The organism is Bradyrhizobium sp. UFLA05-89, assembly GCF_059803475.1.
This window is the reverse complement of the sequence record NZ_JBANBA010000178.1, coordinates 1-11,736: the sequence shown is the minus strand read 5'-3', so window position 1 is coordinate 11,736 and position 11,736 is coordinate 1. Positions and strand designations below refer to the sequence as shown.

General features: G+C 56.4%; 11 protein-coding genes. 8 read left to right on the top strand and 3 right to left on the bottom strand.

Features of this window, described 5'->3' with window-relative positions; all coding sequences use genetic code 11:
• The 4 genes from SO139_RS43805 to SO139_RS43790 form a co-directional block, all read left to right on the top strand.
• Window positions 1-458: IS66 family transposase (locus SO139_RS43805; RefSeq protein WP_498541986.1), on the top strand; the 458-nt coding region annotated here is incomplete at its 5' end.
• Window positions 455-694, top strand: coding sequence for a hypothetical protein (locus SO139_RS43800; protein ID WP_449384682.1), 240 nt, complete (start codon window positions 455-457; stop codon window positions 692-694). The genes SO139_RS43805 and SO139_RS43800, both read left to right, overlap by 4 nt.
• 18 nt (window positions 695-712) lie before the next feature.
• A complete protein-coding gene (locus SO139_RS43795; protein WP_449384454.1) occupies window positions 713-1,465 on the top strand; it encodes a hypothetical protein in 753 nt (250 codons plus the stop codon).
• A gap of 121 nt (window positions 1,466-1,586) precedes the next feature.
• A complete protein-coding gene (locus SO139_RS43790) occupies window positions 1,587-2,393 on the top strand; it encodes a recombinase family protein (protein ID WP_449384455.1) in 807 nt (268 codons plus the stop codon).
• A 53-nt stretch (window positions 2,394-2,446) separates the two neighbouring features.
• Here SO139_RS43790 and SO139_RS43785 read toward each other — a convergent pair whose 3' ends face one another.
• Together SO139_RS43785 and SO139_RS43780 are read right to left on the bottom strand one after the other, a co-directional pair.
• Window positions 2,447-2,752, bottom strand: a complete 306-nt coding sequence (locus SO139_RS43785; RefSeq protein WP_449384456.1) for a hypothetical protein — start codon at window positions 2,750-2,752, stop codon at window positions 2,447-2,449.
• Window positions 2,753-3,022: 270 nt separating this feature from the next.
• On the bottom strand, window positions 3,023-3,277 hold the full coding sequence (locus SO139_RS43780; RefSeq protein ID WP_449384457.1) for a helix-turn-helix domain-containing protein: 255 nt from the start codon (window positions 3,275-3,277) through the stop codon (window positions 3,023-3,025).
• 58 nt (window positions 3,278-3,335) lie between these two features.
• Between SO139_RS43780 and SO139_RS43775 the strand changes: the two genes are divergently transcribed.
• Complete coding sequence (locus tag SO139_RS43775; RefSeq protein ID WP_449384458.1) at window positions 3,336-3,677, top strand: hypothetical protein; 342 nt, start codon at window positions 3,336-3,338, stop codon at window positions 3,675-3,677.
• Between the two features lie 213 nt (window positions 3,678-3,890).
• The gene (locus SO139_RS43770) at window positions 3,891-4,373 is read left to right on the top strand and encodes a hypothetical protein (RefSeq protein ID WP_449384459.1); all 483 of its coding nucleotides are present in this window, start codon (window positions 3,891-3,893) and stop codon (window positions 4,371-4,373) included.
• A 152-nt stretch (window positions 4,374-4,525) separates the two neighbouring features.
• Here SO139_RS43770 and SO139_RS43765 read toward each other — a convergent pair whose 3' ends face one another.
• Complete coding sequence (locus tag SO139_RS43765; protein ID WP_498541985.1) at window positions 4,526-4,693, bottom strand: hypothetical protein; 168 nt, start codon at window positions 4,691-4,693, stop codon at window positions 4,526-4,528.
• 1,032 nt (window positions 4,694-5,725) lie between these two features.
• Between SO139_RS43765 and SO139_RS43760 the strand changes: the two genes are divergently transcribed.
• Both SO139_RS43760 and SO139_RS43755 read left to right on the top strand, forming a co-directional pair.
• Window positions 5,726-6,811 (top strand): helix-turn-helix transcriptional regulator, encoded by a 1,086-nt coding sequence (locus tag SO139_RS43760; protein WP_449384462.1) that lies wholly within the window; start codon window positions 5,726-5,728, stop codon window positions 6,809-6,811.
• A gap of 189 nt (window positions 6,812-7,000) precedes the next feature.
• On the top strand, window positions 7,001-11,551 hold the full coding sequence (locus SO139_RS43755; protein WP_498541984.1) for a cadherin-like domain-containing protein: 4,551 nt from the start codon (window positions 7,001-7,003) through the stop codon (window positions 11,549-11,551).
• Window positions 11,552-11,736: the final 185 nt, after the last annotated feature.

The window sequence follows — 11,736 nt, the reverse complement described above, 5'->3', positions numbered from 1 at the left end:
GCAATGGCAAGAGCCCCGAAGGGCGTCTGGAGGTGCGACAGACGCTGAGCCGGCCTCTGGTCGAGGACCTTCAGGTCTATATGCGGCAGCAGCTCGTCAAGCTGTCCCGTGGGCACGACCTGGCCAAGGCGTTCAACTACATCCTGAAGCGATGGGCGAGCTTCACGCTGTTCCTGAAGGACGGACGCGTCTGTCTCTCCAACAATGCGGCCGAGCGAGGATTAAGAGGTATAGCGCTCGGGCGAAAGGCCTGGCTGTTCTGCGGCTCTGACCGCGGTGGGCGGCGCGCGGCTTCCATGTATAGCTTGATCGTCACGGCCAAAATGAACGGCGTTGATCCGCAAGCCTGGCTCACGGACATCCTTGCCCGCATCGCCGCCCACCCAGTTCATCGGCTGGACGAGCTGCTGCCTTGGAATTGGACGCCGGGATCAGCAATCTCTGCTCGAGCAGCATGACCACGCACGTCAACAAGGTCCATCACGTCACCACTATTACCCAGGTGGCAATGGACCTCGGCGAAGATGAAGACTGGCTGCGCGACATCGCCATCGGGATGGAGATCGAGGACGGCGTGATCTGGGTCTATGGCGTCGGTGAAGACGGTGTTCAGGCGTTCACCGACTTCGGCATCGAAAACCTGATCGAGCTCATCAAGGTTTACAAAGAGAACCCTGAACTGCTCAGGCGGTGACCCTGCGGCCTACGCCGAATGGATACAATTATCGCGCTGCTCCGGGATCTGTTTGTGTTTATTCCCGAGCAACTGGAGAGATTTTTCAATGAGGAAGCGGTAATTCGATCGCGGGCGCTGACGCGCCAGTTTGACGTCTACATGGCAGCTAGTCCGGTAAACATTCACGGCATCCGCGAAATGCGCGATGAATCCGAGAGAGCTGCCTTTGAGTTGCTCGAGCGAGGGCCAAGCATCTATCAGGCAGCCAACGGAGCCGCACTATTTGTCTTGGCGATATACAAGGTTGTTCGCGTAGATCGACGCGAAAGAGCCCAGTTCCTCGATCAGACGATTGCACGCATGACTGAATGGTTGAGTGATGCACCGGGAATGTTCGGAGCGGCGCTCAAGCAATTACAGAAAATCATCTCTGAAAATCGCGCTAGTCTAAGCCAAATACCGCGAGGTCGAGTTGAGCTTCACCGTTCGGAAGGCAGTATGGATATTGGCGGAGATCCTCCGAGGTCATTGCGAACCAACATCTACTTATATACCTATATCCAAATTGACGAAGTCAATTTAACTCGCTCGCCTATCGACCCCGAAGTGACAAGCGACGGTGGCGAATTGTCGCTTGACGACCGCGTGGTAGAGGAAAAGATTTCTGCCATGAGGGCTCGTATCGATTCACTCTTAAACACAATACGAAGCGCTGAGGCGAACAAGCTCATCTTGGAGGGGCACATCGCGGCCCTGACAGATATAATTAACCAGCTTAGGCAAGCTTAAGTCAGCCGTAGTAATGAGTTGAGGTCTGCCACCGGCTTTCTCGAACGCTTTCCGAGGTCCTCCTCTCCCTCGCCTCCAGGCGTTTGATTATCGACAGCGAGGGGCCCGCTGCTTCCCCAACTTGCTCGAGCGACTGGCAGCGTCCTCCTTTCATTTGCAGCCCCTCCATCCATTGCGCCTAAATTTTCTTGTGCCGAACGGCCGGCTGTCGTACGGATTTCCTGAGATATCTGTACAACTCGGGATTAAGCCCATGTCAGGTCAAGAGAAACGCCAGCGGCGGCCTGCAATCGGTTACACGAGAACGAGTTCAGCGGCGAACGTCGGGGCGGACAAGGACAGCGTGGTTCGCCAGCGGAAGGCAGTCCAGGCCTACGCCAACCGCGCCGGCTACAAGATCGTGGCGTGGTTCGATGACCCCGCCGTTGCCGGAAGCGACACGATCGATACTCGGCCAGGCTTCATGGCCGCCCTCGAAATGATCGCCGGCAATGGCGTCCGGACCATCATCGTCGAAACTGCCAATCGCTTCGCTCGGGACTTGATCGTCCAGGAAACTGGCTGGAAGCGTCTAAACGCAGAGGGAGTGGCACTGATCGCGGCTGACTCTCCCGATCAATTCGTGGACGATACTCCTACGGCGGTGCTGATCCGTCAGATCCTTGGGGCAGTTGCCCAGTTCGATAAAGCCATGACGGTGGCCAAGCTGCGAGGCGCTAGGGAGCGGAAACGCCGCAGGACAGGCGCCAAGGTCGAGGGCAGAAAGAGCTGGGCCGAGCGCAAGCCCGAGATGGTCCAAGAGGCGAAGCGCCTTCAGGCTGCCAATCTTTCCCTGCGCGAGATCGCGGCCGAGCTCGCCAGGCTTGGACACGTCAACGAGAACGGCGCAACATTCTCCGCGTCGTCAGTGAAATCGATGCTGGCGTGAGGACGTTGCGCTGCCTTTGTCCTGCCAGAGCTAGCAGCCGACGCGGCGAGCAATCAGCTCCGTTCGCCTAAACCCTCAGGAAAGGTCTGCCAGCCTTCGATCTTGACCCTTTTTCCGGTTGCGGCCTCGAGTTCTGCGGTTGTCCGCATCACATGCGGAAAGCCGCGCGCCAACTCCCGCCACATAGCTCTTCCGTCTTCTCTGAGAAGCGGATCGGTCATGGCTCTCAGCGAATGCACCCAGACAATCAGCCCTGCCGCAGCCGCGAAATCGCCAGAGCCCTGCAGTTTTTGAACCGTCCGTGAGAAATTAAAGGTCAGTTCGGGGTGCTGGGCTAGGACGGCACCTGGCTGCAGCAACTCAACCCCTCAGTTTCGGCCAGCCGATTGCGCCATTCCGCAGCCGCGATAACCATCATGCCCACTTCTGCGGAATCGAGAGCGGCCAATCGCTGAACAAAATCCGTGATTTCGCGCTTCTGCGCACTAGCGCCCCATAAAGCCAGTTTTCGGGATAGCCAACCCATTTATGAGGTTCCTACTTCCTTGAATGCACGCTCAGCGGCTTTGCACGAGCAGCGGTCCGAAACCATGCCCTGGCAGAGCGTCGTGACGTTAATCAGCGGTTGGCTATCGCTTTCTCTTCCGTAACCTCACCCCCGCCCCTCCGCCGTTCTCTGGAATAAATTCTATACCGGCCTTCTCAAGCGCGGCCACAAGCGCGTTACCGGTCTCCGCTCTCCCGCCAACCTCACCATCCGCAGCCTCCAATCTCTTGACGGTGGGGACTGATACTCCTGACTGAGTGGCTAGATCATCCTGCGACCAGCCGAGCAACGCTCGGGCCGCTTTGATCTGACGAATTGATACTTTTAGTATTGACATCCTACCCGATCCGATGAGATACTTTTAGTATCAGATAGCAAGCCAGCGAGCAACCCAGATGACAAAGAGCACCTTCGCGGTGAACGGCGGAGCTATGCCCAAATTCGACCGCGCAGCCATCATGCGCCGAGCTTGGGCCATCTTCCGAGAAACGTACCTCTATCCGCAGATCAAATTCATCGACATTGGCCGCAAGTGCTTCGCGTGGGCACTCCGGCGAGCTTGGGCTGAAGCTATGCAGAACGCCGTGGTCGCGGCAAAGGCGGCTCAGGCGAAAGCTGAGCGCGTTGAGACGCTGCAAGCACTGATCGGCCGCGCCGCCTACATCGACCACGGGCCTACCTGGCGCGCAACGATCGCCGCCTACCGGGACGAAATCCGTCAACTGCAAGCCACTTGACACCTGAAAACTTCCCGCGGCTCACAACAGGATAATTCCATGACCCACTTAGCTCCGCTCACGCTTTGCGCCCCGGGCGCGTCTCAATTGTTATCGCGTGACCTGATTCCCGCTAGCCAATCTGGCGCATGTCAGCTCCCTCAAACCCAGCCAGAACCTTCCTCGCGCCCGTCGATTTCTTCGAGCGGGGAAGCAATCAACAGGAGATCTATAATGAACATGCTCGTCCGAAGCGCCGCCGTCATTGCCGCAGCTCCCACGATGGCGGCCGCTTCCGCCGACAGCGATCCGGTGTTCGCCGCCCTGGCGGCGCACCGCTCGGCTGATAAAGCATTGGCAGAGGCGTACGATGCTCTAGAGGCGGCTGAGCGTGAACTGAAGAAAGCCGGCGATCTTGAACCATACGTCGAAAGCGTCGGCAATCCCTGGGGCGCTGGAGGATTTCGTTCGACCTCTCACGAGCAGATCGACCTGTACTCCCCAGCGGACATGTACCCCGATCGCAACCGCGCTGAGCATGCTGCGCTTGCTGCGTCGATCGCGCGCCGGGATGCGCGGCTCAATCCGCTGCAAAAGGCGGTGAAAGTTGCAGAGGACGTCGAGCTCAAAGCGCGGTACAGGGTCGATGAGATCGAGCCCACCACGTTTGAGGGAGCCCTGGCCGCGCTCACATTTACACGCAAATACACTCTCTGAGAGCGTAGCGAGGCTCCATGGAGATAACGAAGCGAGGCCCGACCTTGGAAGCAAATCCGACCGGACCTCGCAACCGCGAATCCCGTGCAGGGGAACGTAGAGAAAGATCGTATGGCGGGCTGACACTCGCCTGACGCACCCCTTAACGAAGATTAGGATCTTGCCGTCTTCTCGGGATGACCGATCTTGTCGAGCGCGTCGGCCAGCGTGTTCAGGAACACACGGCGCCAATCACCGGTCGGGTCCGTTGCGATCTGCCGGAGCTCGCGGTCGTCGTCAGGCAGCTCCCAATCATCGAGGGTGGCGACGTAGCGCGTCAAAGCCACGATCCCTGCTACCGGTGCGGATCAGCGTATCCGCATATTTGGCGAGCTCATCTCGTCTGGAGGCGGTGATCTTATCGGCCGCCTCAAATTCAGGACCGTCCAGGAGCTTCGTAGAAACATCCGCCGCCGCGGAATGCCGTTTCGACAGCTCCCGGTGGCGTTCGATGGCTGCGAAAATCGGATCGTCCTTTATAGTCATGCTGGAGTGCCTGAGGTTTGGGCCTATCACGGCCGACAATTCTGCCGCGGCACTTGTGCCCTGAACTGAGACGATTCCTAGGCTTCTGGATGCCCCTTTCCTATTAATCAGGTTTCCTTCATCCCCAATCGCTTCGCGCAATGGCTCTCGGGGACTGTAAAAAGCCGTATGAAGTGGCGCTGCCTGGATCATCAGTCCTACGCCTCCGGCAGATCGCGTCAGGGTGCTCCGGATCGCAGGACCAAGAAATGGCCATTGAGGTTACGGCGATCGCTTACTGAGGAGCGGCAGAAAACTTGTTCGGCGGCATTAGCTTGAGTTCGTAGCATACGATTCTGGCCCCGGTTGGGAGCCTGAATCACGGGGGGTCTGGCCGAACGCAATGCTTCTGGCCCGGTCCCAGCCTCGGCGCTCTTGGACGAAAGCGGATCTCAACCAACCGACAAACTCAGCCGAAATCGTCGACGTCAGGCCCCGACGCGCCGCAAGCTAGTGGTGCAGCGCCGAAGACAGGGCACTTCCGTAGGCAACCTTTTAAATGAAGCTGGATTTATCTATTAATTAATATAGCATTTAATTTATAAATCAGACGGAGACGCCATCACCGAGAGGCCTCGCAACTGCTTGTCAGCACTGAATTTTTTTAAATGTGCCATTTGGGGGTTCATGAGAATGCGTTCTATTGCATCGTGCCCTTTGGCGAATGATCTTCGTATTAGACCTCTTACCGCTTATTGGCGACTTCGCGCCGATGCGCTTGCTCCGTGCACTGCTGGCCCATGGATCGAGATTCTTTGTAATTGCGATGACGCCGGAGCCAGCGATCAATGAACGATATCGTTGATCGAATTTACGAGGCAGCCGTCATTCCTGATCTGTGGATAGATATTCTCGACCGGATTGCCGCCATTGCGCGTTGCGATGGCGGTATTCTGATTGCTGCTGATCCCGATCAAAATGTTCGAGCCGTTTCATCGGACTGCCTTTCGCCCATGCTGCGCGCGTTTATCGATGAAGGATGGATGCGCCAGAACATACGCGCATCGCGTCTCGCGCCTCTGAACTACTCCGGTTTCGTCGTCGACCTCGATCTCGTGACTCCTGAAGAAGCCGAAACAGACCCATTCTACGTGGATTGCTTGCGGAAGTTCGGCGGCGGCGTCGGGACTGGAACTGTGATACCGGCGCCATCCGGCGACCTCATCATTTTCAATATTGAGCGCTCCCACAAGAAGGGCTTTGTAGATCGGGAAGTGCTACCAGTTCTCGATACGTTGCGCCCGCACCTCGCCCGCTCTGCGTTGTTGGCAGTTCGCTTGGGGTTGGAGCGCGCCCGAGCCATGACGGAAACACTGAGCAAGCTGGCATTGCCTGGAGCAGCCCTCGACGCAAATGGGCGAGTTCTTTCCGCCAATCTTCTGCTTGAGCAGATGGGCGCTCAATTCAAATCAGCGGCAGGGGGGCGACTGATAATTTCACATCACCGTTCGCACGATCTATTTCGGGCCGCCCTCGAAGCCCTTGGTGGTCGCGACGCAGAAGCGCGAGCGTATTCGTTTCCTGTCCCGGCCAACGGGGATGGCCCGGCTTGCGTTGCGCATATGCTTCCTGTGCGCCGGCAGGCGCGCGACATTTTTTCCGGCGCGTCGAGCGTATTTGTCGTTACCCCTCTAACCAACGCAAAGGCGCCGCCAGCTCACGTACTCAACGGCTTGTTTGATCTGAGCCCGGCGGAGGCAAAAGTTGCACGCGGCCTCGTGGAGGGCAGCAGCATCGAACAGATCGCCAAGCATAGCAATCTCTCGCGTGAGACGGTGCGCAACCAACTCAAGTCTGTGTTGGCGAAGACGGGAACGGGGCGCCAAGCCGAGCTAGTGAGTTTTTTGACCAGCGTCCACATCGGCCGCAGCTGAAACGCGCGGGGCCTTGGTTGTCGGTGAGCCGTTGGATTGAGCGCCGCGCGGCACAGGGCGGGAATGACCCATTTGGGTCATGGCTTACCGATCAATAAACTGTACCTTCCCGTAGCCAATTATTCTTTCTGAGTTTCCAAAGCTGCGCGTGCAGCATTCAATTCGTAGACATTCCTTTGTGAGGAAGTAATGACGACGTATTGGGTCGAATTTGTATACAACATGGACCGGGGCAATTTCGCTCCTGACGATCAGAATTTTCCGGGAAGCGGTCAGCTGGCCTCGTTTTTGGGCAATCCTGTTTACGGCCCTTCTGTGGATCCGACACCGTACTCGTCCTACCCTTTCGGATACATTGAACAGGCTTACGCAGCAGTGCCTCAAGGGAATTGGGAATTGGTGCAGCAGCCAAACGGGCTCAATTGGCATTTTGAAGAGACCAATATTGTCGAATGGACCTACACGATTGGGATTGGCAATTACTTCGTAGCAGGGAGTCAGCCTGATCCAACTATCTTGGTCGGTCCAACGGCAACTGACAGCGCGACAGAGGCGCAGCCCTCACCATATGAACCTCCCGGTACAAGTCCCGGTATTTTTACTGTTCAATGGACGACCTATGCGTGGGAAGAGATCAATGTAGGGCCGCCCTCAGGGCCAATCGTAAATATTAGCAATGCGCCGACGGTTCACAAGTCGGCATCACAGCCGCAGACAGAAACCTTCACCGTTTCACTATCGTCTCCTAGCAGTGACACAATTACTGTCGACTACGCCACCCATAATGGAACGGCGATAGCAGGAGCGGATTTCCAAGACTCCCATGGGACGCTGACCTTTGCACCGGGACAAACAACACAAACGATTCAGGTTCCCCTTCTCGAAAACCCACTTTCTAGTCCACCCTCCGAACAGTTTTCGGTCGTACTGAGTAACTTGACTGAATCGGGAGGCACGGGCGCCGTCGTCGGTATCAATACGGGATTTGGTGCGATCGACCAGAATACGCTCTTCACCACAGGAGCAGAGACCGTCAATTTCAACAGTCTCACGGACAATCAAGCAGCCGCAATCGATGACGGTGCTGACCTTTACAATGCTCTGGGTGGTGGCGACACCATTACGCTTCCGAATGCTGATCCTGGTGACACTAGCATTGCTATTTCTCTCACGGACAAGACGTTTGATCTCCATCATACTTTCGCAATTGGCGACAGTCCTACTGGAGTGACTACAAACGTTTACGGAAGTAGTGGCAGCTACAACCTAGCACTTGGCGCAGGCGCACAGACGGTTACGATCAACGGCGCAGGTACAACCAAAGTCGCTGCCGGTTCAGGGGTAGATAGCTTTTCGATCTCTGGCGGCGGGACCTTGGAGGTCAATGGAAATCTAGGAGGTGGCTCGGCGACTATCGGCGCTAATTCGACACTAGAATTGAACGGCGCTGACATTGGGACGATTACGTTTGCTGGTACCAATGCAACGCTAAAAATCGACGGGAGCACGACGCCGACGGGCGTGATCTCTGGTTTTACCCCGGGCGACAGCTTTGATATTGCCAGTTTGCCGTTTGATGGACATGGCTATACGATTTGGGAGACGAGCACGAAGACTCTTCAGTTCGTGGACAACGGAGCTGTTTACAATTTCAGTCTATCGCAGCCGATCGTAGGCGGGGTGACTCTATTCTCAGATAAGAACGGGGGGACGGAGATCGCGTACATTTCGAATCCGGCTACCCATTATTCGACGTCACCAGCACCGCCGCCTCCGGCACTACAGACGTTCAATCCTTATAGCGCGGTTGTTCAGCTAACCTACACGGCGCCAGATGGAGACACCGACATTGGAACGGGGTTCATAGTCGGCCCTCACACCATTCTCACTGCCGCGCACGTACTTACACATGTGAAATTAGAATCCCCGTTAGGACCAGTCTCGGGTCCAATAGTAACGATCAACGGCGTTGATATTTCTATCGGTACCTTCAGTACCTTTACGGACCCACAGTATGTTAGCTCAGCGACATTTAACGATCTGAATGAGATTCATGACTTCGGTGTAATCAACACTTCGGTCAATCTTGCCTCGTACGGAATGTTTCAACTGACATCTGGCTTTGCGGCGGGAAGCGTCAATATTACTGGATACCCAGGTGGCCTTGGCCCTCAGTATAACTCTATCCAAAATGTAATCCTTGGCGCCACTGGCTTTCTAGAAGATCCGGGTAATCTTGGCGCAGGTGCTAGTGGCGGTCCGGTCTGGGTGTCCGATGGAAGCTCATCCACAGCTGTCGGTATCTATGTTGGCGTTCCAGATGCTTCTCTACAATTCACCCCAGCTGACATTTCGGAAATACTCGGATGGGAGGCGCTCGGCCTTTCGCTGTCCAAAGTCGCGGAAGGCTACATTTCCGGCGCAACCGTCTTCGCCGACGCCAATGGCACCGGCCAACTCGCCTCCAATGATGTTTCGACCACAACGGATTCAACGGGTAGCTTTTCGCTGAGCGGCGGCTCAGGCCCGCTGATCGCGTACGGGGGCACGGATACATCCCTAGGATTGCAGTTTAAGGGACAATTGTCTGCGCCTGCAGGATCGACCGACATCACTCCACTGACGACACTGCTTACTGATCTTGCTTCAGACTCATTTGCGCAAACGAAGGTTCTTACGGCTCTCGGCCTTTCCACAACTCTAGACCTCACCACATTCGATCCGATCGCTGCAGCGCAAGGCGGCAGTCCCGATGGCGCTGCTGCAGAGGTCGCGGGTGAAAAGGTCTACGACACCGTCTCTATGATTGCGTCCGCGCTCGCCGGAATGGGCGCAGCGTTTTCTCCGAGTCTTCAGGCAGCGTTTTCGTCCCTTGCTTCTGCCTTGGACGCCACAGGCATCAATTTGAGCGACAAGACCGCTCTGAGTGCCCTGTTCACCCAAGTCGCGCAGATGGAGGGCATAACACTCGGGCAAGGCACGGCCGATACCATCGCCTCCGTTATTGCAGCTGGCAACGCCGCACTGGACCACGTTCTTCAGACGGATCAGTCCGGCGCTCAGTTGCTCAGCGATGCCGCTGGTATTGCACTTGTGGAGCAAGGAGCCGCATCGACCGCGATCACGAATGCGGCTGGCAACTCTAGTCAGTTGCAAGTAGTCGCGAACCTATTCACGGGAGCCAATCTTGGGACGCTGATCGCTCAGGCTCAAAATGAAACACAAAGTCCGGGTCAAGATCTAGGACCCATTGCTTTTAATGGTGCTACCTCAACCGACCAGAACACGGTTCTAAAAGCTTCTGTGTCGGCCGTCGATCTGGCGGGTAATGGCATCACATACGCACTGGACGGGACCGCTCCGGCCGGGCTGACTTTCAACTCCGATGGCACCTTCAGTTTCGATCCAGGTACGAACTATAAGTACCTGGCTCTCGGCGAAAGCACGACCATGTCGTTCAAGTTCACCGCTAGTGATGGCCGAGGGACAGCGGGCACCGGAACAGAGACGATAACAATTAACGGTCTGAACGATCCGCCGACACTCGACAGCACTCATACCACAGCGAGTGAGACCATCAACGAACTGCCACATACCACCGGCAGCACTGCGATCGACAAAGTGACCGGGGTTATTGCCTTTACCGATCCTGACCTCAGTCATCGCCCCGCAGCCACTATCGACACCAAGGACGAGACCTTTTCATACCAAGACTCTAGCGGTCATGACTATGCTCTCACCCCCGCTCAGATCGCGACTTTTGAGGCGGCAATCAGCATCCAGCCTGAATCAGGCAACACCAACGCTGGAACTATCGATTGGGTGTTCAGCTTCGCGGACAAGCAGATCGATTTTGTAGGAACTGGCGAGAGCGTGACCGCTACCATTCCAGTCGTCATCGATGATCAGCACGGTGGCACGGTTACGCAGGATGTGGTCGTTACAATTGACGGCGCAAACGACAACCCCGTCGCGGCGCCAGATGGTAACGTTGTGGCTTGGGGGCGCACTCTTAAGGTCGCGGCCGACGAGGGTGTGCTTGCTAACGACAGCGATCCCGACATCCACGACAAACTTACCGTCCAGGCCGTCGATGGTAAAACGAAGGCTGTGGGCCATGCTATCGAGGGCAAATATGGCTGGCTGACCCTAAATGCCGACGGCAGCTATACGTACACCGCGAGCCGCAACCATGACGACTTTGGCTGGTATCACCGCGGGTGGGACGATCGTGGCTGGGACGACCGCGGTGGAATAAAGCAGGACACCTTCACGTACACCGTTTCTGACGGCCACGGCGGTTTGACCACTTCGACGCTCAACATCGTCGTTTTCGAAAAGGGCACCACATACCTATCAGGAGCCAATACAACTCTCACGGCGGCTCATAACGGGCCGTACGTGCTCGATGGCTCAGCAGGCGGCGATACGTTGAAAGCTGGCCATGGAGACGCCGTCTTGATTGGCGGTAGCGGCGATACCCTTATCGCAGGAAAGGGCGACGACACTTTCCTCTTCCGACCGGATTTTGGAAACGACATCATCAAGAACTTCAATATTCACGAAGACACGCTGGAGTTCGATCACAGCATCTTCAGAAGTACGCACGACATCTTGGCCCACACGACTAACACGGCAGCTGGTGCGGCTATTTCGGATGGACAGGGCGGCACGGTTACTCTGCTAGGCGTTACAACGGCCGAGTTGCACGCGCATGAGCATGACTTTCACCTGGTTTGATGCAGCTGGCTTATTGATTGGTGGCAAAAAGAGAGTACTTCTAAAACAGGCGCCGAGGTCGCTCGTGGCCCTTCGCTAATTGCACCGCCGCGCGAGCTTGACCGCTTATGTGCTGGTTTTTGGACGCCGGCAAGAAGGAGGCTCCGCAGGGTCAACTGACCGGCGTCCAAAAAGCGCCAAGGCAC

Coding starts and splice junctions, on each gene's coding strand:
- SO139_RS43800 (WP_449384682.1), top strand. CDS start 455: ATGACCACGCACGTCAACAAGGTCCATCACGTCACCACTATTACCCAG.
- SO139_RS43795 (WP_449384454.1), top strand. CDS start 713: ATGGATACAATTATCGCGCTGCTCCGGGATCTGTTTGTGTTTATTCCC.
- SO139_RS43780 (WP_449384457.1), bottom strand. CDS start 3,277: ATGTCAATACTAAAAGTATCAATTCGTCAGATCAAAGCGGCCCGAGCG.
- SO139_RS43775 (WP_449384458.1), top strand. CDS start 3,336: ATGACAAAGAGCACCTTCGCGGTGAACGGCGGAGCTATGCCCAAATTC.
- SO139_RS43770 (WP_449384459.1), top strand. CDS start 3,891: ATGAACATGCTCGTCCGAAGCGCCGCCGTCATTGCCGCAGCTCCCACG.
- SO139_RS43760 (WP_449384462.1), top strand. CDS start 5,726: ATGAACGATATCGTTGATCGAATTTACGAGGCAGCCGTCATTCCTGAT.
- SO139_RS43755 (WP_498541984.1), top strand. CDS start 7,001: ATGACGACGTATTGGGTCGAATTTGTATACAACATGGACCGGGGCAAT.